Here is a 23,739-nt window from a genome sequence, read left to right as displayed (position 1 = left end):
CTTAATCTAGACTTTTTCTTTATGATAAATAAAAAAAGGAGGCTGCAAGTTTGAAAAAAGAATCGTGGTTTACTTGGAAAGATTTAGTCTATTTCATCTGCTTGATTGCACTCATGGTTGGCTTGCGGATGTTCGTCTTTTCATCGATTACTGTAAATGGTGCATCGATGGATCCAACTTTACAAGATCGAGAAAAAATTATTGGTTTAAAATTGGGCGAAATTCATCGTTTTGACATCGTGACTTTTGACGCTCCTGATAATCCTGGCACAGACTATATCAAACGTGTCATTGGTTTACCTGGCGAAACCGTCAGCTATAAAAATGACCAACTTTATATTAATGACAAGGCTTATAGTGAAGATTATTTAGATCAATATAAAAGTGAATTAACTGATGATTTACCTTTAACAATGGATGCCAATATGTCAGAAGACTTTTCCGTTAAAGTTCCAGAAGGTAGCTATTTTGTTTTAGGTGACAATCGCCGAGTTTCAAAAGACAGTCGGTTTATTGGCTCGATAGAAAGAGATAAAATTGACTCTAATGCAAAATTTGTGATTTGGCCATTAAACCAAATGGGCACAGTATAATAGAGGGGCTTGATAAAATTGACGATTTTTCGTCAGATTTATCAAGTCTTTTTTTTGTGACAAATGTCATAGAATGTCATGACGGATGCTTCTTAAACCGCTTCTAATATTCCAGTACACTTATACACTTACCTTATCAACAAGAGATGGGGGAAATGAGAATGAATACAATCATAAAAATAAAACAAGTCACAGTTCGCTTCAAAAGAAAAAACGCCCTTGAAAAGATTGACTGTCAAATTAATCGTGGCGAAGTGGTCGGTTTGGTAGGTCCAAATGGCGCCGGTAAAACCACTTTAATGAAAACTATTTTAGGTTTTATTCCAATAAGCGCTGGGGAAATAGCGCACCAACAAATAAAAATGGCTTCACTGATTGAACAACCAGGTCTTTACCCTTTCATGACTGGAATGGAACACCTAAAAATGTTGGCGGAAAAGCAAACCACTCAGGTCGAAATTGATCGTTTGATTCATTTATTGGACTTAACCGATTTTATAAATCAAAAGACCAAAGAATACTCCTTAGGGATGAAACAACGCTTAGGAATTGCCATTGGATTATTAAATAATCCGGACTTAATCATTTTAGATGAGCCGATGAACGGCTTAGATCCTTATTCTGTTAAACTTCTGAAAAAAGCGATTTTAACTTACAGCGAGACGGGCACTAGCTTTTTAATTTCCAGCCACATTCTAAGTGAGTTAAAACAAATCGTCAATCGGGTTCTATTAATGAAAGCCGGTCATTTAGTTGAAAATGTTGTACATCCTGAATTATTAGAGGACTTTGAAGATGGCTTATTGGCCAAATTAGCTTAAAGGAGCGAATAAAAATGAAAAATACAATCCAACAAGAAATATATAAAATGACGAAACAACAATTAATTCTGAAACAAAGTAGTGTCCTAGCAAGTTTTATTATTCTCAATGCCTTAGTTACTAAATTTACCAACATGATGTCTGCCGAAAAAGTTCTCCCGGTTTTATTTAACAGCGGTTGGCTAATTGTCTTTTACATGGTCTATCTGGCCAGTCAAATTTTTTCGATGGAATTTCGTTATGGTACTATCAAAAACTTACTACAAAAAAATCCTCAACGAAAAGATATTTTCTTAGGAAAAATCTTCACTTTGATAGGCTATTCAATTTATCTGAATCTGATTGCACTAGTGACAACCATTGCTGCCAGTTTAATTTTATTTCCCAAAATTGCTTTTAATGACGCAGTAATTTTTGAGACATTATTGACGAATATATTGGCAAGTTTTATTGGTATGTGGCTATTTGCTAGCTTATCTTTGATGATTTCTTTAATCGTGAAAAACGAATCTTTAGCAAGCATGTTAGGAATCGGTTCATATTTCATGTCTTCTATGTTGGCGGGCTTACAATTTATAGCTTTAGATAAAGCTCCTTGGTTACGTTGGAATCCTTTTAATATGTTGAATTTAGCCAATCAATTAGCCAATAGCTCACTTTCAAAAATGACCTTATTATCGACTCATCAATTAGTTATCGGTAATATTCTTTATATCTTATTATTTATTTTCATTGCAAAATTAATCTTTAATCGCAAAAAAATTTAATTCTTATTGCTAAAAAGCGGATTTTCCGATTTAATTATAGTAACCGTTTGGAAAGGATTTCCTATGAATAAATTTCGCTTATTTCCAGCTGGAGAGACAATTTCCTCATTAATATGGCTGCTGTTTCTCTTGATTCCCATGATGTCATTGTATCCCTATGATACTTTTTTAAAACAAATAGCTGGCTTGTCGCTTTTACTGTTTGCATGGTTTTATCGTAATACTTTATTTGATGGAAAATATTTCATTTATTGGATTGTTCTGCAATATCTGATTGCCTTATTTTATGTTCTGACATTAGGTTTTATCCAGCTTTTCATGTTTCCCGCTTGGAAATTAGGTTTTTCAAAAATCCGCAACCGAACGTTTTGGCAATTATTTATTTTACAAATTATTTTGATGACGATTGGTTTAATTTTTGGCCCGGTTCGCTACCCTGTTTTAGGTGGTGGCGATCAATTGGTAATGACGATTGGTTTTAGCTTATTTACTCTAGTCGCACCGCTAGCTGGTCAAGAATTTTATCATCAGCAAGAACAACGAAAACAATATTATCAAGCCAATAAACGAATGGAAGGCGTCATTAAAGGAGAAGAACGAAACCGTATCGCTCGCGAATTACATGATTCTTTAGGCCAATCTTTATCCGTCATGACAATTAAACTGGATTTGGCTCAAAAAATCTTATATAAAAAACCGGCATTAGTAGAAAACGAACTAAAAGAAATTGAAACGATCTCCCGTTCAACTTTAAAAACAGTACGGGAAATTGTTTCAGATATGCGACAACGAACCGTGGCTGAAGAATTAATTGACGTCAACCAAGCCTTAACAGCGGCAAAAATTATTTTAACCACTGAAAATGAAGAATTAGCAGCTGAATTAGTACCGCCACAGCAAACTGAATTTAGCGGTATTTTACGTGAAGCCGTCACAAATATTGTGCGCCACAGTAAAGCATCCTATTGCACGATTGCTTTTCAAAAAGCCCAAAATTATCTTCAAGTCAGTATCAAAGATAACGGAATCGGTACGAAAGATATTATTACAGGCAACGGACTAACGGGCATGAAAGAACGCATCGAAAAAATCAACGGTTCTTTTGTGATTCAAGAAGATAAAGGAACCCTATTACGTTTTAATATTCCCTTAAAGGAGGTTGAAAATGATTAAAGTCTTAATCGCTGAAGACCAAGGCGTGCTCTCTTCTGCTTTAGCCATGATTTTAAATTTAGAAGACGATTTAGAAGTTGTTGGAACAGCGAAAGATGGCGCTGAAGCCATGAAATTACTGTCAGAATTTAAACCAGATATTTTATTGACTGACATTGAAATGCCGGAAAAAACTGGTTTGGATATAGCTGAAGAATTAACAGCAAGCCCCACCAAAGTAATTATTTTAACTACCTTTGCTCGCGACGGTTATTTTGAACGAGCTGTTGCTGCGAAAGTCTCCGCTTATTTGTTAAAGGATACCCCTAGCGAAGAATTGATTAACCATATTCGAGCCGCGATGGAAGGAAAAACTTTTTATGAACCTTCGTTAATTACTGGTTATATGAACAATCAAAAAAATCCATTGAGCCAAAAAGAGCAAGAAATTTTGAATTTGATTGCCAAAGGCGCTACCTCCAAAGAAATTGCCGCCAAACTTTACCTGTCTGACGGCACGATTCGTAATTATATTTCAGAAATCATCAGTAAATTAGCAGCTAAAAATCGGATTGATGCGGCAGAGAAAGCTAAGGAGAATGGGTGGCTATAAAAGCCGTGAGATGAATAAAATCATTTCATGGCTTTTTCTTAGTTATTCATTTTACGTTTTTTGATAAATATTAGGATACTAGCAAGTCCCATTAACGCGATTCCCAAAACAATACTGAATACAGTTCATTGCAGACGAAATTATTATTAATTATTTTTAGGAATTTTTTTCTTTCGGTAACACAATCCCACTATATAACCAAACTGTTAAGAAATAGTACAGTATATAAAGCACAGTGAAAATTAAGAAAGGCAACCATATTCCTTGATAAGGTTGTTGCAACAAGGATTTAAACATTTGCAGACCAAACAAAACATGGAAAATCCCTAAGATCCCTGGGACTAAGAAAAGGGTACCGATTTCTTTTTTTAAAGCACTTTGTAATAAATTTCGGCGAGCACCGATTTTGTTTAACATTTGATAACGAATCGCATCACTAGCTGCACCTGATAAGATTTTAAACATCAAGCAACTTGCCAACATGGTTAGAAAGGCCAACCCTAAAAAGAAGCCCATAAATTCAAAACCGGAGAATAAGCTATTATAGACAGTATAGGCATCATACTTTTGTGACAAACTTAAATTGTTATCACCGGATAATTCAGGATTATTTTTTTGATTTAATGCCACCAAATCAGCAATTTTTTCTAAGGATGTTGAGAAATCTTTCACTTGAATTAACTGTAAACTACTGGTATTTTCTGGTAATGCCGCAAAATCACTTTCTGATAGAAAAACTTGATTCTTCGAGCGTTGGCTAGGTAATTCTAAGTTTCTTAATTGATCACTAGCAGTCACATCTGTTGCCAGACGATCGCCAGAGTATTCAGATTTTGTAAAATCTCCAGCTTCTTTCATTTCAACTACTTTTAAAGGGGTTTGATTAAATTCAGATTGAATGAAATAGACTGTGTCAGCCGTTTCTTTCATTTGGTAGCTGGTGTTTGATATTGGCTGTAATTTTCTGACTTGCCCCTGCGCCACTTTTTGACTGTTATTTAAAACTAAATCATAAGTATTGGTTGCTTCGGTCATTTTCGTAATTTCTTTGTGAAAACCTAAGCCGACTGTGACAGCGCCTAGAGCCAAAGCAAAAATCATCGCTACCATTGATAGCATTTTGGTATAGTCTTTTAGTCGAAATGTTAATTGTGCCAAAGTAAAATTATTTAATTTATTTAAAGCCAAATTAGCTGACCGTTTCAACAACGATATAATAAATATAATTACCCCATCAAACACAAAGTAAGTTCCTAAAACAATTGTGACCAATGCGATAACTAAAGCAAAGATACCGAAATTCATCACTTTAAACATCATGAAATAACCAATGCCAAGTAAAGCAATACCAGCCAATGTTTCAACAAATAACAATAATTTTGATCGTTTCACTTGAACCGGTGTATCGGCATCCTTCAATAGATTTAAAATTGGCAGTTTTACAATTTTTGTAGCGTTTAATATTGCTGCCACAAAAAAGATTACTACAAAGAAAATAAGCGTAGTTAAAAAAGCCGAAAAATGAACGGGTGAAAAATGGCTAACAGTTAAATTCAATTGGTGAACGAGTAACTGATTCACCCCAGCTGCTAGCCCAATGCCTAACAATACACCAACAATTGTTGCCGCAATACCGACAAAAAAGGTTTCTAAAAAGATCAATTGTGCGATTTTTCGACTTTTGGCTCCTAACATCATAAACAGTCCGTAGTCTCTTTGTCGCATCGTCATTAAAAAGGAATTGGCATATAAAATATAAACCAATGTGATAATTCCTAATAAAATTGACCCTAAATGAAAGATAAATACCACTGCTGAGATAGTTGAGTTACTTTTTAAAAAAGCTTCATTAGAGGCCAATGTTTCAAACATATAAAAGATTCCAGCGGCAACCACCAATCCTGAGAACAGGACTAAATAATCCCGCAAGCGATTTTTCATTCCGCTAAGTGACAGTTTTAATAACATTTTCCCACTCCCTACTGTTCTAAATCAGCCACTACCGCTAAGATTTCACGATAAAAATGTTCCCGACTGGCTGTTCCACGATTTAATTCTTGATAGATGACCCCATCTTTAATAAACAAAATTCGATCAGTAAAGCTTGCTGAAAATGGATCATGAGTCACCAACAAAATAGAGACTTGATCTTCTTGGTTCAAATCCGTCATGGTATCCAATAAAGCTCTGGCACTTTTAGAATCTAGCGCACCTGTTGGCTCATCTCCTAATAAAATCGTTGGTTGGGTAATTAAAGCTCTTGCAGCAGCGACTCGTTGTTTTTGTCCGCCGGAAATTTCAGCTGGATAACTGTTTAAAATTTCTGAAATACCTAAACGTTGTGCAATTTTTTTAACCCGAACTTTAATTTCTTTCGCTTTTACATTTTGTAAGGATAACGGTACCGAAATATTTTCAGCTGCAGTTAAATTTTCTAATAGATTAAAATCTTGGAAAATAAAGCCAATTTCTTTGCTACGAAAATCAGCCAATTGATTGCCTTTTAAATTTTGCGTTGGTTGTTGGTTAATGGTCACTTGTCCACTGGTTGGTTTATCTAAAGTTGCTAAAATATTTAATAACGTCGATTTCCCAGAACCCGAGGCACCCATAATACCAACAAAATCACCTTTTTCAATTTCAAAGGAAATACCCTTTAACGCTTCAGTTTTTTTACCAGTACCGTATGTTTTTTTTATTTCTTCAACAGTTACAATTTTTTCCATTTTCAATTCTCCTATTTGCTTAATTTTGTTTCAGCCTTTTGGGGTAAATCGTTTTTTTGGACTTCTTCATAAGAAGTCACCCCTTTTTTCTGATTCCAGGTTAATTTTAAATAAGCATCACGTTTTAAAGGCCGATCCTTAAAAGCTGAAAAATCCAATACTTTTTCTTGACCTTCTTTATCATAACCAATTAATTGATAACTGTATTTAGTAATCGCGTTGCCAGAATCATCTTGTTCTAAAGTTTTTGTGCCATCATCAGTGATTTGGACATAATAATCAGTACCACCCATCACAACTGTTTCAGCAATTTTCAGTCCACCAAATATAAGAACAACGACCAAGACTAAACCAATTAATAATTTTTTCATTTTAAATTCCTCCGTATTTTCTGATTAATGTCAGTTTATAATCATTTTATTTTTTGTAACATCGAAGTTTCTATTCTTTAACTTACAATTTCGTCACACAAAAAAACAACAGCTGTTAAACTGTTGTTTTTATCAATTAATATTCGGTTAAATCCAGTTCACTAGCAGCTTTTTCAAATGCTGCTTGGCAAGGTAAGACTTGTTTTTCTTTTTCTGGAAAAGTTGCATCATATGCCGGTAAAGCCGATAAATCAGGATACATCGCTGCAGAAAAATGCATTTCTCCCTGAATATTGTCTAAAGCTCCTTCATATAACGGTAACGCCATCACACCAGTATAAAACTTGCCGTCTGGCATGGAAATATGATACTTTTTGCTTCCTACAAAACCATAAGGCTGATAATGGTATGGAAAACCAGCGATAACAATTGCCTTATAGCCTAAACGTTTTGCTTCAGCAATCGAATGGCTAATCATTTGTCTACCAAAACCTTGGCGATGATATTTCGGTAAAATACTAACAGGACCAAAACTAACAACCACATGTTCTTCTCCGTTTCTAGCAATCACTTTGGCGCGGGTATAAATGATACTACCTATGATTTCACCATCTTTCTCAATCACAAAAGATAGTTCGGGTAAATAATCAGGATGCTTACGAATACTGTGAGCCAAGAAATGTTCTTCAGCACCCGGTTGATAAAGATTCCAAAAAGCCTCTCGTGTAATTTCTTCAACGCGGCGATAATCTTCTGGTTTTTCATGTCTAATAATTGTCTTCATATAAATAGTCTCCTTTAATGAATCCTTTGAATTTGCGACAAATAGCTGAAAACAACCCAAATAAGCTTATATTCTTTTGGGATTGCTTTAGTTACCTGTGACCCTCATCAGACATGCCTCATTTCTTTTCTTCTATTTTATCATAAATATTTTTGACTGGCAGCTTGCATTTTAGTTTGGACTTTTGACCGAATAACTGAACTGGCGAAAGCTGCATTAATGGCGACTTGATTCATCTGATAAAAGTCGATAAAGTCTAAATCAAAAGTTTTCATAACTAAATCGTATTCTTTTGATAAAGTCGTATCAGAAACTGTTTTATTATCAGTATTTAAACAAAATTGAACACCCTTAGCTAGCCAATTTCTGATAGGATAATCACTAATTTTTTCAATCGCCTTAGTTTGTAAATTACTTGTAGGACAGCCTTCAATACAAACATTAGCCGCAATCAGCTTTTCTTGCACCGCTTCATCAGTAGCAATCGCGATGCCATGTCCGACTCTTTGGGCGCCATGAGCTACCGAATCTACCACATTTGCGATACAACCGCACTCACCTGCATGTAAAGTCAAAGAAAGGGAAGTTTCATCAATCACTAAGCGATAGGTTTCCGACAAATCCGTCACCGAATCATCTAGCTCTGGACCTGCCAAATCTAAGCCGACTACTTTTGGATTTTCTAATTGTTGCGTTTCTTGAAAAACTTTTTTGATTTCCTCTTGTTTTTCCTGCCGCATCCCAATCACTAAAATATTGCCATCAATCGGATATTTTTCTTCAGCTTTTGCAATTCCACGAGCTACTGCTAAAATCGTTTGACTAACTGTCAATCCTTTTTCTTGAGACAAAGAAGGTGCAAAACGAATCTCGATATAAACAATCCCATCTTCAAAAGCCTGTTCCATCACATCAAAGGCAGCCATTTCTAAAGCAATTTCCGTTTGTAAATAAGGTGCCACAAAATCAAATGGCGCCAAATAATCGACTAAATCCTGTGCATCTGCTGGCGCTGTCATCGCTTCTTTTACTACCGCCAAATCTTGAGGAATCGCCATATTTTGTACCTTAGCAATCTCCATCAACGTCGCCGGTCGAATCGAACCATCCAAATGGCAATGTAACTCCGCCTTAGGAAAAGCCTGAATTTCTGAAAATTCCATTTCCACACCTACTTTTTTATATTGCTAAGAAGTATAACGGGTTTTTTGATGGAAGTATAGGCTTTTATTGAAAAAAAGCAAATAAAAAAACAATCCTAAAAATAGGATTGTTAAAATGGTTATGCATTGAGGTGAACTTCAAACTAATGTCTGTAAATCAATTTTTATTAGTTGATATCAGAACTTTAAGAGTTTTTTTCTAACACACCCGTTTTAAACGCTCGTCTGGATTTTACGCTTCAAATTCCACTACATTTTTAACAAATGCTTTTAATGCCGGAACATCGTCATCATCGTAAGCGTTATCAATTTTAACTAATTCACTTCCGCGGACTGCCCCAGTTTTTTCGAAAGTCTTATCAAATTCAATAGCTGCGTTACAAAATGTTGCATGGTGCATGTCATCATCGCCAGAACCCACAACACCAAATACTTTTCCAGCTAAATCTTGATCAGGTAGTTCTTCAAAGAAATCTTCTAAGTCATCTGGAACATCGCCATCTGTATAAGTAAATGTTGCCACTACACAAATATCCGCATCCGCAAAACTATCTTCATCTGCATCATCAGCCTCGATTAATTCAACTTCAACATCATGGCTTTTAAACTCGTCAACTAAAAATTCCGCAATTTCTTCAGTATTGCCTGTTAAGCTTGCATAAACAATTGTCGCATTTTTCATCATAATTCCTCCAAAAAATTGATATTTAGTACTTTTTTCACTTAATTAAAGAGTACGCTATAAGAGAGTTTCAGTCAATATATCAGTAGATAGCCAGAATATAGGTTTTTGACCATTTATGTTCTTATTGTATAAAAAAGTGCACAGAAAAATTATCTTTCCTGTGCACTAGATATTCAACTTATTAAAGTTCTAAATCATCATCCAACACGAATCCTTCAGCGACTAAATTCGTATCACCAATTAAAAATAATTGGTCATCTTGTACTTCCACCTGTAATTCTCCACCTAAAACTTCAACTTTTACTAGGTTTTCGTTAACTAAATCACGCTGAACAACGGCATAAGCTGTCGAACCAGTACCCGTGCCGCAAGCTAAAGTAAAATCTTCGACACCTCGTTCATAGGTTCTTTCAACTAACGATTGATCTGGTAAAACATCGTAAAAATTCACGTTAGCGCCTTTTTCCAGTTGTGGATGATGACGTAATTTTTTGGCTATATCCATTAAATTTTCAGTTTCCATCATTGCTAAATCTGGTTGGCGCACGACTAAATGAGGAATTCCAGGATTGCCTAACTCGACATAATCGACTAAAACAGCATCTCCATCAATTTCTAGTGCTAAATCTTTTGTGAAGACACTAGGTGAATTTAATTGAACACGGAAAATTCTTTGATTAATTTTTTCTGCCGGCACATCACCTGCGATGGTTTCCATCACCATTTTTTCACCAGCTAACTGATGTTCAATCGCGTAACGAGCAACACAACGAGCGCCGTTCCCACACATTTCAGCTTCTGAACCATCCGCATTAAAATAACGAGCAAAAAAATCGCCGCCTTTTTTTGCTGGTTCTAAGACAATCATCGTATCGGCACCGATGGATAAACGGCGCGTACAAATTCGTCTTGCTAATTTCATTAATTGTTCAGTATTAAAAGTCAGCGCCATATTATCAACGAGAATAAAATCATTTCCCGCTCCCTGCATTTTACTAAAAGCCAATTTCATGTTTTTTCCCTCACTTTAATGATGCTGGAATGATTTCATTTGCCAACATTTGATCAAAATTTTGTCGACGCACAATTAAATCTGCTTTGCCATTTTTTACTAAAACCACCGCTGGAATCGCTAATTTATTGTAATTACTAGCCATTGAATAGCCATATGCACCAGTCGAAAAAGTCGCAAAAATATCCCCAGCTTCAATTTTTGGCAATTCAATATCTTTAATTAAAATGTCGGTACTCTCACAAGCTTTACCAGAAATTGTTACCGTCTCGATAGCTGGTTCATCTGCTTTATTTGCTAAAACTCCTGTGTATTCCGCTTGATAAAGTCCTGGACGAATATTATCAGTCATTCCGCCATCAATTGACGCGTACTTACGAATACCAGGCAATTCTTTAATTGCCCCAATCGTATGAAGGGTAATCCCAGCTTCAGCGACAATACTTCTACCAGGCTCAATCACAACTGCCGGTTGCGGATAATGCTCTTTTTGGCAAAAGTCCAATAATCTTTCCATCATAGGATCGGTAAAGTAATTAAAGGGTTGCGGCTGATCACTATCCATATAAGTAACACCAAAGCCACCACCAAAGTTTAATTCTTCAATGATATAATCAAATTTTTCTTTCACCAACCGCACTAAGTCTAAAGCAATTGTCACAGCTGCTAAGTGAGCATTATTTTCAAACAATTGGCTGCCAACATGAAAATGAAAGCCTAAGAAATTCACTTCTGGTGCTTGAATCGCTTGCTCCACTTGTGGGAATAAGATCGCTGGATCAATCGGAATACCAAATTTTGAATCCTTTTGTCCTGTCGAAATAAACGAATGAGTAGCTACGGAAACTTCTGGCGTGATTCTAAATAAAATATTAATGACTTTATTTTTCTTTGCCGCAATTGAGCGAATAATCGCTACTTCCTGTAAGCTGTCCACAATAATTCGACCGACACCATAATCAATCGCCATTTCAATTTCAGCCAGACTTTTATTATTGCCATTCATCTCAATCAATTCTGGGGGGAAATCGGCTTTAATAGCAGTATACAATTCTCCATCAGAAAGAACCTCCAATGAGAAGCCTTGTTTTTCAATAATTTTTAGCATCGCCAAAGTTGAAAAAGCTTTGCTGGCATAAGCCACTCTTACTTTTTCATATTTATCGACAAAATTTGTCTGTAATTCATTTAATTTATTTTCAATTTTTGTTTGCGACATTACATATAACGGCGTACCAAACTCTTGCGCCAACGCAACTGTGTCACAGCCATCCCACATCAAATGACCATTTTTCGTTTCAAAATCCATCGCAACCTCCGAATATTTATTTGCTTCATCTTAACAAGATTTTTTATTAAAAGAAAGTAAAAGATTGATGAAGGCTAGATAATTAAAAAATAAATATTGATGACAGACAGTTAAGCTTTATCAATTGGTATTTTTACTTTCTATAAAATCAAAAAAGCTTTTAATGAATAAATAAATATCCAGTAGAATAGAAAAAAGGATTGCGCATTTTCTCCGCAATCCATACTTATTTTAACCCAAGAAGCCAAAAGCTTTACCAGCAATACCAACAATGAAGATTACTAAAATAATTAATAATGGACTAACATTTTTCTTCAACAGCCAAGAAACAAATAAGGTCAGTAATAAGGCCAACATTCCAGGCATAATGCTATCTAGCACATCTTGAACTGTTTGTGTAACTACTTTACCACTGTCATTAGTAATCCGAGTCGCAATGATAGGAATATTTATCGTGGTCCATTTGTTAACTAAAGCCCCCATAACGAATAATCCAACGACTGACGCACCTTCAGTTAATTTTTGAATCCGGCCACCAGCCATCTCTTTAATAATTTCATTTCCTTTTTCATATCCCAAAGTTAAGCCAAAATATTTAGTTGCTAGACGAATCGCATTAATAGCTACAAAAAATAGAATTGGTCCCGCGATACTACCAGCTGCTGCTAACGATGCACCTAAAGCTGCTAATACCGGACGCGCTGTTCCCCAGAAAATCGGATCACCGACACCTGCCAAAGGTCCCATCAAACCAATTTTCATTGCGGAAATTGAATTACCTGGCAAATTCCCGTGGTTAGCTTTTTCTTCCTCCATCGCACCGACAACCCCAAAAATTGGTGCTGTTAACCAGGGGTGCGTATTAAACCATTCTAAGTGACGCTGCAAAGCTTCATTTCTTTCTTTTCCTGGTGCATATAAACGTTTAATTGCTGGGATCATAACAAAACAGAAGCCCATATTTTGTACCCGTTCAAAGTTAAATGAACCAAGCAATAGATTTGATCTTAAAAACATACTATTTAAATCTTTTTTTGTTAATTTATTTTGATTTTCCACAGTTTTATCCTCCTTAAGCATCCAAGTCGTCGTCTAGGTCGTCATCGTAATCATTGACACTTTGATTATTTGGTGTTGCAACAGCTGCTTTGCCTCCGCCGACAACATTATATTTTAATTGAATAAAAAGAAGTGCTAAACAAAGACCGAGCCCACCAAAACCTACTAAGTTGAAATTAGTGAAGGCGGCGAATAGGAAGCCCATATAAAAGAAAGGTTTCAAATAAGGAACATCCATCATATTAATAACCATGGCGTAACCAACAACTACGATAATGCCACCACCAATTTGCAATCCACCTGTGATTACCTCTGGAATACTATTTAAGAAACTACTAACTGCATTTGCACTAATCATTGTAATGATAAATGTTGGGATCATGACACGAAGCGCTTGTAATGAAAGACCGAGTAAGTGCATGCGTTCAATCCCTTTAAAATTACCATTAGCTGCATAATCGTCTGCCTTATGAACAAAGAAAACGGTAATAGTACGAACAAAGATTGTTAATGCTTGACCGGCTGCAGCTAAAGGTACTGCAATCGCAATGCCTTCGCCGATTCCTTGATTAGAAACAATTACTAAAATAGTTGAAATTACTGAAGCAATTGCTGTATCAGGTGCCATCGCCAGACCAACATTCATCCATCCTAAGGCCATCATTTCTAAAGTTCCACCTAAGAGTATGCCCGTTCCAACATCACCTAAAACTAATCCTACCAAAGTACAAGCAACTAATGGACGGTGTGTTTGCGCTTCGTCTAGCACACTCCCCATACCCGTAATACCAGCAACCACTAAAAGTAATACAATCTGTATTGCGTTCATCTTTTCAAACTCCTTTATCCTTTATTTGTGTAATTCGTTATAAAAATCAGTACTAGAATCTCCAGGTAGTTGACGTAATTCTAATTTCACACCTAGATCGTGTAATGTATCAAAAGCTTCGATATTTTTTAGTGACACGCTAACAGCTTTAGTAATTTGCTTGCGGTCTTTTTCAAAACGCATCCCACCAACATTAATTTCTTTTAATGGGACACCTTTTTCCACTAATTCCACGATATCTTCTGGTCCTTCAAATAACAGCATGACAGAATCATTCTCATAGCGTGGTGAGTTGTAAGCCCGCACCATTTTATCAACAGTTACCGCACTGGCCTTCACATTTGCTGGCGCAACAGATAAAATTAACGTTTTTCTCATTTCATCATTGGCTACTGCATCTGATACAATAATAATCCGATCAACCGGTCGTAATTTAACCCATTTAGTTAAAACTTGTCCGTGGATAAACCGATCATCAATTCTTGCTAATTCTATTTTCATAGTAAATCCTCCTCAGAATCTGTTTGGGTCTTTTTAATTTCTTCAGTAAAAACTTTAAAACTCTCGTAGCCAACGTTTTTTAATGCTGGTATTATCTCGGCTAGATTCTCGCCGTCCTTGCGACTAGCGGCTTCTAAAACTAACGGCAAGTTTACACCGGTTAAAATATCGGCGTTTTTCAATGGGTAAATAACCTGCGCTGCAGCATTGTAAGGTGTTCCCCCAAACACATCAACTAAAAATAAAACTTCTTCTCCTTCAGCTAATGCATCAATCTCCGCCTGAAATTTCTCCTGTACTTGTGGTAAGCCTTCTCCTTTTAAAAAGGGAATAGCAATGACCGCTGGATCTGCTCCAAAAATCATTTCAAAAGCACTGAGTATGCCAGTTGAAAGTTGCCCATGTCCACTAATGACTATTTTCACCATACTTTCGCTCCTTTCCTTCACTTTCAATAAAGCAAGCAACGTGCCAAAAAAGTGTTTCCCTTTAAAATGACAGTTTTTATCAATAAAAAAAGAAGTGTTTTAATAAAACAAAACACTTCTCCAGCTTTTTTTAATTTTTAAAACACTTTAGTCTGCTAATAAAACTTCTGCAATAAACATTTTCTCATCTTGCGAAATATTTAAGTCCAGCTTCTCTTCAACTGGGGCAATTGTTTCCTCCACTAAAGCCAGTAAATCAACTAACTCTTCTCGCAAAGGCTCATCGTAATCCAGTGAACTTTGTTTCAGCACCCGCTCAAAGGCAAAGGCTGTGTGGACGACTAATTTTAATGACAAAGAATTGGGAAAACTTCTACCTAACTTGATTTGTAAATCGTCGATCCATTCCATTAATAAATCAGTGATATGATGAGGGTTTAAGTAGACTAAATACATATTCAAAGTATCTTGTACCAAATCACGAATAATGACATTTTCTTTGGTGATGACTTCTTTGCTGCTATCGTACTGGCCTAAAAGTTGTCGTAAGGCCCGCTCTCCTGAGCCGTCCACTAGATTTTCTAAAGAAATATATGGTACGTCAATCTTGGGATTTTTGGTACCTACAGAAGCAATGACTTGGTATTTTTCCAAAAGATTAGGGATGTCTTCCTTCATTTTTAAACTTGAAACAGTTACTACTCGAACTGTTTCATCTGTTTGACTATCCACCACTTTAGTAATCATTTCTTCTAATTTTTTGGCGGTCCCTTGACCAGTGGTACAGACTGCTAAAATGGCTTTATCCCGTCCACCAGTTAAGCCTTGTAATTGCATAGCTGACAGAAAATCTTTCGTAACAGAGTGATAAATACCGTTTAAATCTAGATCCATATAATTTGTTTTCCGCGCCACGTCTAATACCATACTAGTCGTCACGTTGGGAATGGTTTTAATTGGAACTTTAGTGGTTTTAATTAACTTTTCTTCAAAAGTTGCCAAAGAGCCCATATCAACCAACATTAATACGCCACGACCTTGATTCATTTCTTTGATAGTTTCAACTAATTTAGCAAATAATTCCTCTGGCTGAACTTCCAACGGCATGTTTAAAGCGGCCATCGGAACATCTCCTAATAAATCTTTGGCCACTTGCACCATCGAAGTTGCCGTAGAATTACCATGAGCCACTACTAAAACACTCACCTTCTTCTTTTCATCAAGTGTTTCAATTGAGACTAACAACATTGTTAAATAAATAACTTCTATTTCGGGGAAACTAATTTCTAAACTGTTTTCTATTTCGGTTTTAAATAAACAGGCAACTTGGTATTCACTCGCATTTTCTTTTTTTATTTCAATGATATCAAAGGGAGAAAGTAGTTTATCCTTCGTTTCTCGGTGAAAATACGCATCTAAATGCATGCCAATGTAATATAAGAAACGGTTGTCAAAAACAACGCCCATCTCTGCCTCAGCAATATTTTTCAAACGCAAAGTCAATTCTGAAATCTTTGGCTCGACAAATTTCAATAAATTATAGTCAATTGTGCTCTTATTAACAAAGTTCCGTACATATAGATGCAGGTCGGTCATAATATATTGATGGATATCCTTCTTAGAAATGCCTTCTTTTTCAAGAATATTGACCTTATCTTCAATGACCTCATAAATATTGAGACCACTGTTTTCTTCTTCGAGGCTTTCTTGTAACTTATTAGGATAAATCACCGTTGTCACATCAACATAAGAAGAAATTTCCTCGGATTTTTTAATATTTTGACTGCTGGAATGCCACTGATTACGGACTTCTTCCGGCAAACTTTGGAGTGTAATCTTGATTTCATTGCCTTGATGGAGCTGTTTCAAAAATGCCTGGGCGCAAACCAATTGAATTTGCGATTTCAATTGTCCAACATTGCCATAATTTACCCCTTGTACCAGCGCACTAATCACATCAATGTCGATATAGAAAGTTTTCTTCACTCGTTTGGCCTCATTTTCAAACAAGAACTTGATTAAATCTACCCTCTCTTCGATTGAACGGTGAATTAAAGCAGGAATCTCAATGGTCATAGGAATTCGTCGTTGAAAAGTACCTAACAAATTTGAGTTAGGATCTTCGGTAGTGGCACACACGATTAAAACTTCGGCTTCCCGTTGAAAACCATTTTCCCCCATTCGATTGAAATGCCCGTTATCAATAAAATAAAACAACATTTCTTGACCTTCTGGCGTTAAGCGATGGACTTCATCTAATAACAATACGCCATGATTGGCTTGTTCTACTAAGCCGGGATGGTCTTCATCCGCACCAGTAAAAGCCCCTCTAACATAACCAAACAGTTGCGACATCAAAAGTTGAGGATTGTTATAATAATCAGCACAGTTAAAACTAATGAAGGGTGCTTCAACATCAAACAACTGCTCGTAAATCCCATATTGATAAATTTTATTGGCAAAAAAAGTTTTTCCAGATCCTGTTGGTCCCAAAAGCAACATATGCAAGCCATTCGGTGGATAATGAACTGCAGCTTTGGCTTGAGAGACAGCCTTTTTCAAACTAGCCTTGTGACCAATCAATAAATCAAAGGGATTACGATTTTTTTTATGATTGAATTTAAATTGATTGTCGACAATAAATTCATCAACGTTTTCGATTTCATTACGACTAGCTGGCCATTGAATATGTAAAATTTCTTCTAAAGCTTCCACTGAAATATAACGCACAGGATATCCTTTGATTTTAACAACCATTTCATCCCGGACTAACTTGTTCAACTCTGAACTAACATTTGCTCGAGACAACGCTAACAATTCTGCCAACTCAGAAGCTGAAGAACCTTTTTCTTGGATTAAACGAGTCTCATCACTCGTATACCAAATTTCATTTAGTTTTTGATACACTTTGTCAATCCGCTTCATTTTTTCACCCCTTTTTTGAAACACTTTTCTTCATTATAGACAATGCTCGGTCTTTTGCCAATCTAAATTAAAAACCCGAGACGGCAATCTCGGATTTTTTAACTATTCACTAAAACTAGCAACAATATTTTTTAGATTTTGTTTATGCCACTTTGTTCCTGTCATGGATGATAGATTGAATGACAATTTTAAATGTTGATCATTGGCTAATTTCTCTTGTGTTTCAATGGTTAACTGATAGTTCAGACCTTGCTTGGTTAGCTCTTTACTAACAATTTCTGATTGATCTACCAATAAATAATCCGTGAAAACTTCCAGTTGACGATTATATTTAGCAGCCGCAAAGAAATTTTCACTATAATAGAGGCAACTCATAATAGGACTTAGACTGACTACATTGATGGAAATCACCGAATGCCCTAACGAAAACTGACGGTCAGTAAACTTACTAGCTAAAAATTGACAAAAACTCTCCTCTTGCAAAAATAACGCCATACAATATCCCCTCACTTATTTTCATACTTGCAGTGTACCTTACTTCAGAATCTCATAGCAATAAAAAATTGCTTGAAAAAAAATCTCAACCATATCATTTAGATTCATCTTTTAATCTTCCGTTCATGAATAAATCACCTTACCAGAACAATTATATTGATGGTAATAACAGTTAACTGCGTAATAAAATAACTTGTAAATAAGGCTACTACCACCCAAACAATTGACCAATAAAGCTTTGGATAGTGACTAAATAACTTTTACTAAAGGAGAATCTCACCTATCGGATATGCTAAAATATAAGCGGAAAAAAATATGATCTGATGGTGCCTGAAAGAATCCAACCAAACAAGGCTTGCGGTGGCCAAGCACAAGGATTGATCACCCACCCATGTGTTACAAATGGAAAAAGAGTCATCATTAAAATAAACACATTATTCGCCCATAAAACCACCCCATCGTTTTTATCAACGATTTGGAAAAGATGGTAATGGTTGTGTTCCAATAAGTAGCCAGCGCACAAAACTAATTAAATAAACGACTAACTTATGACCCACTGCAAATAAATCGTTCCAACTACCACCAGCTGATTGTGGCAATTCCAAAACTAATAATGTCGTAACGATCGAAATAATCCCCTCAGTAAAAATCTCAACCCGTGACTTTAACATGTTGCCTCCTTTTTGTTTAGTGTAGGACCTAAAAAAATACAGAAGAACAAAAAAAGAGAGGCAAGCCTCTCTTTAGAATTAATTTTGTTTTTCCAAAGCAAGTTGTAACTCATCAAAGTCAGTAAACAGTTGGTCGGCATCTATTTGAGAGAAATTGAATCGGGTTTCTTTTTTAGCAAAAGTATACATGCTGGCTTTTTTTGCGGCGGTGATACCATATTCAGAATCTTCAACTACGATACACGCTTCCACAGGCAAAGCTAACTTTTCTGCAGTTGTGAAATAGATTTCTGGATGAGGCTTCGATTGTCTAAACTGATCACCACTTAAAACAACATCGAAATAGCCCGCTAAATCACATTCTTCTAATACCGTTGCAATTTTTTCTGGTGATCCTGAAGAAGCCAAAGCGATTTTTTTGTCTTTTTTCTTTAACCAATCAAAGACAGTTAAAATTTCTTCGTTTAAAATACTTTGAAAATCAATCTTTTGCGCTTTAAAATAATCCGTAAAACCTTGAAAATAGGTATCAAAAGTTTCTTCTGGCGCATAAGGAGAGATAATTTGATACGTTAATTTTCGATTAGCACCCACCACTTTTAGCATTTCTTCTTCAGAAATATGGATATTTTTATGGGCGATAAATTCCTTTTGCCGGGCCAGTTGTATCGGCTCAGAGTCAATAATTACTCCATCCATATCAAAGATAACTGCTTGAAAAGTCACTATACTACTTCCTTAATTGCCAGTTTTTGGTATTGTTCTACGATTTTCGCTACAACGTCATCATCTTCTGTTCTTCCAATATATTTGGCAATTGTTTTAGTTAAGCCAATATCTTTAATATCTGCTTGAATTTCCATGGCGCTCTCATCTCGTGGTTCATTATAAGCAAAGGCACTAGCTAAAGCTTTCGTTAAACCAGTGTAATCAATCCCATATTTTTCACATAGCGCCACGACACCCATAAAACGATCATGAGCTCCCACTTTGCGAATTGGATCGTAAGCAACTCGATAAATCGCATCAGGCATTTCATTTTTAGCTTTTGGCAGATATTCTAGTTCACGAATTTCATCACGAGTCACGGGATATTCAAACAGTACTGCGTGAACAGTCGCATCGTGAACTTCTTTAATTAAAGCCGCCACTTCTGGATCTGTTTGAGCCGTAGTGATATCATCATAACCCTTCAAATAGCCAAAGTAAGCCGTCGCCGCATGGGGCCCATTGATGGTAAAGACTTTAATATCCTTCAGCATCTCAACATTGTCTCTAACATCTAGCCACTTTACATCACTAAAGTCACTGTTAACAGGCCCTTGGATAATTAAGGCCGCCACTGCAGTCGTCACTAAATCAGTACTATATTCTGAATCGGCATCAGTTGAACGACGAACGATGGAATCTCTTACGACAACATTTTTATCAAACCAGGCCTTTGCCTCTTCTGAAGCTAAATTTTCTCGATAGTATGCAGTAATTTGGTCAATAATATGATTCTTATTAGTTAAACAAATTAAAGTTTTTTTACTTTCAGGATTGACTTCAAATTGTTTATCAAAACATTTTCCTAAGTATTTCGCTGATTCTTCAAAATCTTCTGGGTAAAGTGGCAACATCACTAAGTCAGCTGCTAAAAAATCATCCATGACAGCATAATTATCATCTGCTAAATAGGCTTTATAACCTTCAATTTTATTCATGAAAACATCATCTGTGGTATGAACCCGCACATCATAATAACCTTTTTCATTTAATTTATCGATTACTTTTGGACTGTTGTCGAGAAAACTAATTTGCCAATCAGCATTAAAGAACGTTTCTCCTACAAATCCTTTGCCTAAACGACCAGCACCGACAATTAACACATTTTTATTACTCATACCTTCATCTCCATTTTATTTTTTAAAAACAGTTAAAATTTCCTTGACTGTTTCCGCCTTGCGAATCCTTTCAACATTGGCTTCGTCCACCAACGCATTTGTGATTGTACTTAAAATTTCTAAATGTTCATTATCTTTTCCGGCAATCCCAATAAAGATATACGCGATATCACCATCTGGAAAAGCTACGCCTTCAGGTACTTGAATAATTGATACTCCAGAATGTTTAATCGCTCCGCGAGCGTCTTCTAAACCATGAGGAATTGCCACATGATTTCCTACATAGACTGGCAAACGATTATTTCGTTCAATCATTTGATCTACATAATCACCAGTCACATAACCTCTTTTCACTAGCAGATTCCCCGAAGCGATAATAGCTTCTTCTACATTATTAAAATTTTGATTTAAGAGGATATTGTCTTCATTTAAGATTTTGGAATCAATTGCAATTTCTTCTTCAGTCTCAAAAATTTCTGGTTCGCTACTTTCACTATTTCTCTCTTTAACAAAAGCAATTGCTTCATCGTAATCACTCTCTTTCAAGAAATTATTAATTGGAATGTAAGCAATATTAGGATTATTTCCACTAATCTCGGCTCGTTCAATTAACGAGTCCAGTGTAATAACCAGATCGGCATCAGAATCAATTTGATTAGCGGAAGAATTAACCACTTTAATCCCACCTAAACCTTCTGATTTCAAGCGTTTCTTCAAGACAGAAGCCCCCATCGCACTAGAACCCATCCCTGAATCACAAGCCACGACAATTTTTGCCACTGCTGCATTGATTTTTTTCAATAATGCTGTTTGTTTTCCAGAACTTGCAGCAAAATCAGCCACACTCCGAACTTTACGATCACCGACTTCAAAACTTTCTAGCTCATTTTCTTCACCTGATCCGAATGTCTTTAATAAGAACATTCCTATCAGGGTCGAGACAATGAAACCAGCAAGTATCGAGACAAAATTGGCAAAGATGGCATCTTTTGGTGTCATTAAAGCAATATTTATCAAACTACCCGGCGAGGCGACTCCGATCAACCCGCCTCCTAACAAGACCTGCAAGTACAAGGAGACCGCCAAGCCACCCATTGTGGCAAAGACCATAATCGGATTTCCTAAAACGAATGGGAAGTAAACCTCCCCAATCCCGGCAATTCCAGCAATAAACATCGCCATCGGAGCTGTGTTTTTTGCTTTACCGCGACCAAATAAGGCAATTGAGAATAACGTTCCTAATAATGGACCATTATTTGTATCAACCAAGAACATAATTGATTTTCCTAATTCTGCAGCTTGGGCGTACCCAATTGGCGCTAAAATCCCATGATTCACTACATTATTTAAAAATAATACCTGAGCTGGAGCCATAAAAACGGATAACACGGGAATCATTCGATTATCGGTTGCCCACTGAACCCCCGCGGTTAAGATAGCAACTAAACCACGAATTGCTGGTCCTACAGACAGAAAAGCTACGATTGTAAAAATGGCACCAATAATACCTAAACTAAAATTATTAACAAACATTTCAAAGCCCGGTTTAATACGACCATCAATAAATTGATCAAATTTCTTTAAGACCCAAGCGGATAATGGCCCCATGATCATCGCACCACTAATCATAGTGATGTCTGAACCCACTACCACACCCATACTAGTGAATAAACCAATTACCCCACCACGTTGACCATGAATATTGTATCCAGCAGTGTAACCAATTAATAATGGAAAGACATAATTTAAAATCGGACCAACAAGTTCATTTAATTGAGCATTGGGTAACCAACCATTGGGAATGAATAGTGCGGCCATCAAACCCCAACCAACAAAAGCACCTAGATTTGGCATTACCATGCCACTCATGAATCCACCGAAGCGGCGAATTTTAGCCAAAATACCTGGTTTATTTTGAGAGATTTCCATCCAGTTTTCCTCCTAACGAGTAGATTTAGCGCCTGTGATATTAATTGTCGTGCCAGAAATATATGAAGCATGATCAGATGATAAGTAACAAATTAAGTCAGCAATTTCCGTCATTTTCCCAGGACGATTTAATGGGATTGATGAAAAGTCTTGATGAACAACAGTTGGATCAAGGCCACGAGTATAAGCTAATGCTTTAAAATTTGCATCGTTGTTCATTGGTGTTCTTTCATTAATGCCAGGTGCTACTGCTACGACGCGAATATTAAATTGACCTAATTCTTTTGCCCAAGCTTTGGTAAAGGCATGAACTGCAGCTTTATTCGCTGAGTAAACACTTTGGCCTTTGGAACCCTCAATCCCTGCTTCAGAAGACATGCTGATAATGACGCCAAATTCTTGTTTCACCATGACTCTCGCCACCGCTTGAGAGCATAAGAAAACACCTTTTTGATTGACGTTAGTCATGAAATCAAAATCATCTTCAGTCAATTCGTATTCAGGATGTTCTCCATAATAATCCACCAACATCCGTGGACGACTTACGCCAGCATTGTTGACTAAAATATCAATTTTGCCAAATTTTTCAACAACCTCAGCCACCATGCTATCTACAGAGGCCTTATTGGCAACATCGCAAACGATTAAGGTCACATTGTCTTTACCTGCATGAGTATCCATCTCAGTGATATCTGCTGAGATCACCTGTGCCCCATTTGTTGCAAGTGCATCGACCATTTTTTCACCTAACCCCATACTTCCACCCGTTACAATTGCCACTTTTCCAGATAAGTTCAACCATTTTTCCATCATTTTTTCGCACCTCGTTTTAAATTTTTAAAACAAGCTATTTTTTTGCTTGTTTTTAGTGATTCCTCATTGCTTGTTTACATTGTAAACGCTTAACGTGCAAATTACAACATTTTTTTGCACAATCATTCATTTTTTTTGCACGATTACGTTTTATAAAAAAATTTTTTATTGCGATTTTATGGTAATATTAAGGAAATGAATATAAGT

General features: G+C 36.3%; 24 protein-coding genes. 5 read left to right on the top strand and 19 right to left on the bottom strand.

The annotated features are described in order from the left end of the window. Positions 1–50: 50 nt before the first annotated feature. From lepB to KUA55_RS07765, 5 genes are all read left to right on the top strand, one after another. Positions 51–593, top strand: coding sequence for a signal peptidase I (gene lepB / locus KUA55_RS07785; protein WP_281419016.1), 543 nt, complete (start codon positions 51–53; stop codon positions 591–593). Between the two features lie 161 nt (positions 594–754). Then, positions 755–1,414, top strand: coding sequence for an ABC transporter ATP-binding protein (locus KUA55_RS07780; protein ID WP_218325636.1), 660 nt, complete (start codon positions 755–757; stop codon positions 1,412–1,414). Between the two features lie 14 nt (positions 1,415–1,428). Further along, positions 1,429–2,181, top strand: coding sequence for an ABC transporter permease (locus tag KUA55_RS07775; RefSeq protein ID WP_218325635.1), 753 nt, complete (start codon positions 1,429–1,431; stop codon positions 2,179–2,181). Between the two features lie 63 nt (positions 2,182–2,244). Then, the gene (locus KUA55_RS07770) at positions 2,245–3,354 is read left to right on the top strand and encodes a sensor histidine kinase (protein ID WP_218325634.1); all 1,110 of its coding nucleotides are present in this window, start codon (positions 2,245–2,247) and stop codon (positions 3,352–3,354) included. Continuing rightward, positions 3,347–3,946, top strand: coding sequence for a response regulator transcription factor (locus KUA55_RS07765; protein WP_218325633.1), 600 nt, complete (start codon positions 3,347–3,349; stop codon positions 3,944–3,946). Before KUA55_RS07770 ends, KUA55_RS07765 begins: the two co-directional genes overlap by 8 nt. Positions 3,947–4,102: 156 nt before the next feature. Here the strand turns inward: KUA55_RS07765 and KUA55_RS07760 are convergent, their stop codons facing one another. The 19 genes from KUA55_RS07760 to KUA55_RS07670 form a co-directional block, all read right to left on the bottom strand. Further along, on the bottom strand, positions 4,103–5,914 hold the full coding sequence (locus KUA55_RS07760; protein ID WP_218325632.1) for an ABC transporter permease: 1,812 nt from the start codon (positions 5,912–5,914) through the stop codon (positions 4,103–4,105). Between the two features lie 11 nt (positions 5,915–5,925). Continuing rightward, positions 5,926–6,672: an ABC transporter ATP-binding protein gene (locus KUA55_RS07755; RefSeq protein ID WP_218325631.1), complete on the bottom strand. Its 747-nt coding sequence runs from the start codon at positions 6,670–6,672 to the stop codon at positions 5,926–5,928. An 11-nt stretch (positions 6,673–6,683) separates the two neighbouring features. Next, positions 6,684–7,043 (bottom strand): YxeA family protein, encoded by a 360-nt coding sequence (locus KUA55_RS07750; RefSeq protein WP_218325630.1) that lies wholly within the window; start codon positions 7,041–7,043, stop codon positions 6,684–6,686. A 136-nt stretch (positions 7,044–7,179) separates the two neighbouring features. Next, entirely contained in the window at positions 7,180–7,827 is a 648-nt protein-coding gene (locus tag KUA55_RS07745) for a GNAT family N-acetyltransferase (RefSeq protein ID WP_218325629.1), read from the bottom strand. A gap of 140 nt (positions 7,828–7,967) precedes the next feature. After that, entirely contained in the window at positions 7,968–8,990 is a 1,023-nt protein-coding gene (gene add / locus KUA55_RS07740) for an adenosine deaminase (protein ID WP_218325628.1), read from the bottom strand. A 232-nt stretch (positions 8,991–9,222) separates the two neighbouring features. Next, the gene (locus KUA55_RS07735) at positions 9,223–9,672 is read right to left on the bottom strand and encodes a flavodoxin (protein WP_218325627.1); all 450 of its coding nucleotides are present in this window, start codon (positions 9,670–9,672) and stop codon (positions 9,223–9,225) included. Between the two features lie 184 nt (positions 9,673–9,856). After that, the gene (dapF, locus tag KUA55_RS07730; protein WP_218325626.1) at positions 9,857–10,687 is read right to left on the bottom strand and encodes a diaminopimelate epimerase; all 831 of its coding nucleotides are present in this window, start codon (positions 10,685–10,687) and stop codon (positions 9,857–9,859) included. Positions 10,688–10,697: 10 nt separating this feature from the next. Then, positions 10,698–11,996 carry a diaminopimelate decarboxylase gene (gene lysA, locus KUA55_RS07725; RefSeq protein WP_218325625.1) on the bottom strand — a complete coding sequence of 433 codons (1,299 nt, stop codon included), beginning with the start codon at positions 11,994–11,996 and terminating at the stop codon, positions 10,698–10,700. Positions 11,997–12,227: 231 nt separating this feature from the next. Further along, positions 12,228–13,076 carry a mannose/fructose/sorbose PTS transporter subunit IID gene (locus KUA55_RS07720; RefSeq protein WP_246601439.1) on the bottom strand — a complete coding sequence of 283 codons (849 nt, stop codon included), beginning with the start codon at positions 13,074–13,076 and terminating at the stop codon, positions 12,228–12,230. Then, the gene (locus tag KUA55_RS07715; protein ID WP_218325623.1) at positions 13,069–13,884 is read right to left on the bottom strand and encodes a PTS mannose/fructose/sorbose transporter subunit IIC; all 816 of its coding nucleotides are present in this window, start codon (positions 13,882–13,884) and stop codon (positions 13,069–13,071) included. The genes KUA55_RS07720 and KUA55_RS07715 overlap by 8 nt, the downstream gene beginning before the upstream one ends. Before the next feature lie 21 nt (positions 13,885–13,905). Next, positions 13,906–14,385: a PTS sugar transporter subunit IIB gene (locus KUA55_RS07710; protein ID WP_218325622.1), complete on the bottom strand. Its 480-nt coding sequence runs from the start codon at positions 14,383–14,385 to the stop codon at positions 13,906–13,908. Then, positions 14,382–14,813, bottom strand: coding sequence for a PTS sugar transporter subunit IIA (locus KUA55_RS07705; RefSeq protein ID WP_218325621.1), 432 nt, complete (start codon positions 14,811–14,813; stop codon positions 14,382–14,384). Before KUA55_RS07705 ends, KUA55_RS07710 begins: the two co-directional genes overlap by 4 nt. A 147-nt stretch (positions 14,814–14,960) precedes the next feature. Continuing rightward, positions 14,961–17,738: a sigma-54-dependent transcriptional regulator gene (locus tag KUA55_RS07700; RefSeq protein ID WP_218325620.1), complete on the bottom strand. Its 2,778-nt coding sequence runs from the start codon at positions 17,736–17,738 to the stop codon at positions 14,961–14,963. Between the two features lie 102 nt (positions 17,739–17,840). Beyond that, positions 17,841–18,233 carry a hypothetical protein gene (locus KUA55_RS07695; RefSeq protein ID WP_218325619.1) on the bottom strand — a complete coding sequence of 131 codons (393 nt, stop codon included), beginning with the start codon at positions 18,231–18,233 and terminating at the stop codon, positions 17,841–17,843. A 467-nt stretch (positions 18,234–18,700) separates the two neighbouring features. After that, positions 18,701–18,904: a TMEM175 family protein gene (locus KUA55_RS07690; RefSeq protein WP_218325618.1), complete on the bottom strand. Its 204-nt coding sequence runs from the start codon at positions 18,902–18,904 to the stop codon at positions 18,701–18,703. Positions 18,905–18,982: 78 nt separating this feature from the next. After that, positions 18,983–19,630, bottom strand: a complete 648-nt coding sequence (locus tag KUA55_RS07685) for an HAD family hydrolase (RefSeq protein ID WP_218325617.1) — start codon at positions 19,628–19,630, stop codon at positions 18,983–18,985. Beyond that, on the bottom strand, positions 19,630–20,790 hold the full coding sequence (locus KUA55_RS07680) for a mannitol dehydrogenase family protein (RefSeq protein ID WP_218325616.1): 1,161 nt from the start codon (positions 20,788–20,790) through the stop codon (positions 19,630–19,632). The genes KUA55_RS07685 and KUA55_RS07680 overlap by 1 nt, the downstream gene beginning before the upstream one ends. Positions 20,791–20,805: 15 nt before the next feature. Next, entirely contained in the window at positions 20,806–22,719 is a 1,914-nt protein-coding gene (locus tag KUA55_RS07675) for a PTS mannitol transporter subunit IICBA (protein ID WP_218325615.1), read from the bottom strand. Positions 22,720–22,731: 12 nt separating this feature from the next. Then, positions 22,732–23,532: a sorbitol-6-phosphate dehydrogenase subunit gene (locus KUA55_RS07670; protein WP_218325614.1), complete on the bottom strand. Its 801-nt coding sequence runs from the start codon at positions 23,530–23,532 to the stop codon at positions 22,732–22,734. Positions 23,533–23,739 lie beyond the last annotated feature (207 nt).

The sequence above is a fragment of the Enterococcus alishanensis genome (assembly GCF_019218635.1).
Lineage (GTDB): Bacteria > Bacillota > Bacilli > Lactobacillales > Enterococcaceae > Enterococcus_A > Enterococcus_A alishanensis.
The sequence above is the reverse complement of the archived record's forward strand: the minus strand, read 5'-3'. Positions and strand labels throughout refer to the sequence as shown.

Bases quoted from the DNA above. Each gene is read 5' to 3' on its own strand.
- KUA55_RS07780 (WP_218325636.1), top strand. From the start codon at position 755: ATGAATACAATCATAAAAATAAAACAAGTCACAGTTCGCTTCAAAAGA.
- KUA55_RS07775 (WP_218325635.1), top strand. From the start codon at position 1,429: ATGAAAAATACAATCCAACAAGAAATATATAAAATGACGAAACAACAA.
- KUA55_RS07770 (WP_218325634.1), top strand. From the start codon at position 2,245: ATGAATAAATTTCGCTTATTTCCAGCTGGAGAGACAATTTCCTCATTA.
- KUA55_RS07765 (WP_218325633.1), top strand. From the start codon at position 3,347: ATGATTAAAGTCTTAATCGCTGAAGACCAAGGCGTGCTCTCTTCTGCT.
- KUA55_RS07760 (WP_218325632.1), bottom strand. From the start codon at position 5,914: ATGTTATTAAAACTGTCACTTAGCGGAATGAAAAATCGCTTGCGGGAT.
- KUA55_RS07755 (WP_218325631.1), bottom strand. From the start codon at position 6,672: ATGGAAAAAATTGTAACTGTTGAAGAAATAAAAAAAACATACGGTACT.
- KUA55_RS07750 (WP_218325630.1), bottom strand. From the start codon at position 7,043: ATGAAAAAATTATTAATTGGTTTAGTCTTGGTCGTTGTTCTTATATTT.
- KUA55_RS07745 (WP_218325629.1), bottom strand. From the start codon at position 7,827: ATGAAGACAATTATTAGACATGAAAAACCAGAAGATTATCGCCGCGTT.
- add (WP_218325628.1), bottom strand. From the start codon at position 8,990: ATGGAATTTTCAGAAATTCAGGCTTTTCCTAAGGCGGAGTTACATTGC.
- KUA55_RS07735 (WP_218325627.1), bottom strand. From the start codon at position 9,672: ATGAAAAATGCGACAATTGTTTATGCAAGCTTAACAGGCAATACTGAA.
- dapF (WP_218325626.1), bottom strand. From the start codon at position 10,687: ATGAAATTGGCTTTTAGTAAAATGCAGGGAGCGGGAAATGATTTTATT.
- lysA (WP_218325625.1), bottom strand. From the start codon at position 11,996: ATGGATTTTGAAACGAAAAATGGTCATTTGATGTGGGATGGCTGTGAC.
- KUA55_RS07720 (WP_246601439.1), bottom strand. From the start codon at position 13,076: ATGCTTAAGGAGGATAAAACTGTGGAAAATCAAAATAAATTAACAAAA.
- KUA55_RS07715 (WP_218325623.1), bottom strand. From the start codon at position 13,884: ATGAACGCAATACAGATTGTATTACTTTTAGTGGTTGCTGGTATTACG.
- KUA55_RS07710 (WP_218325622.1), bottom strand. From the start codon at position 14,385: ATGAAAATAGAATTAGCAAGAATTGATGATCGGTTTATCCACGGACAA.
- KUA55_RS07705 (WP_218325621.1), bottom strand. From the start codon at position 14,813: ATGGTGAAAATAGTCATTAGTGGACATGGGCAACTTTCAACTGGCATA.
- KUA55_RS07700 (WP_218325620.1), bottom strand. From the start codon at position 17,738: ATGAAGCGGATTGACAAAGTGTATCAAAAACTAAATGAAATTTGGTAT.
- KUA55_RS07695 (WP_218325619.1), bottom strand. From the start codon at position 18,233: ATGGCGTTATTTTTGCAAGAGGAGAGTTTTTGTCAATTTTTAGCTAGT.
- KUA55_RS07690 (WP_218325618.1), bottom strand. From the start codon at position 18,904: ATGTTAAAGTCACGGGTTGAGATTTTTACTGAGGGGATTATTTCGATC.
- KUA55_RS07680 (WP_218325616.1), bottom strand. From the start codon at position 20,790: ATGAGTAATAAAAATGTGTTAATTGTCGGTGCTGGTCGTTTAGGCAAA.
- KUA55_RS07675 (WP_218325615.1), bottom strand. From the start codon at position 22,719: ATGGAAATCTCTCAAAATAAACCAGGTATTTTGGCTAAAATTCGCCGC.
- KUA55_RS07670 (WP_218325614.1), bottom strand. From the start codon at position 23,532: ATGATGGAAAAATGGTTGAACTTATCTGGAAAAGTGGCAATTGTAACG.